The organism is Pseudomonas persica, assembly GCF_900291015.1.
Taxonomy (GTDB): domain Bacteria; phylum Pseudomonadota; class Gammaproteobacteria; order Pseudomonadales; family Pseudomonadaceae; genus Aquipseudomonas.
On the sequence record NZ_OLKL01000429.1, the window covers coordinates 1 to 229 of the forward strand.

Sequence of the window (229 nt, forward strand, 5' to 3'; positions counted from 1 at the left end):
GATTAAATTTTTCAAGTTGAAGATTTAATCCTTTTTTATCGAGTAATGCCATTTGCAGTATTGACTCCACATGACTATGCATTCGCTGGTTTTCTTCTTTAATGATATGGAGGTAGCGATGGAGGGATTCTGGATTCTGAGCAATGGCAGGGCTGCCTGCAGCATCACTGGCAAGAGAGATGGTGGCTATCGGAGTTTTGAATTCATGAGTCATGTTATTGATAAAATC

The 229-nt window shown here is 39.7% G+C and carries 1 protein-coding gene; it reads right to left on the reverse strand.

The genetic code is table 11. From position 1 onward, the window contains the following. Nucleotides 1-229, reverse strand: a 229-nt coding sequence (locus FQ664_RS27145; protein ID WP_218570462.1) for a histidine kinase dimerization/phospho-acceptor domain-containing protein, incomplete at both ends; no start/stop codon positions are given.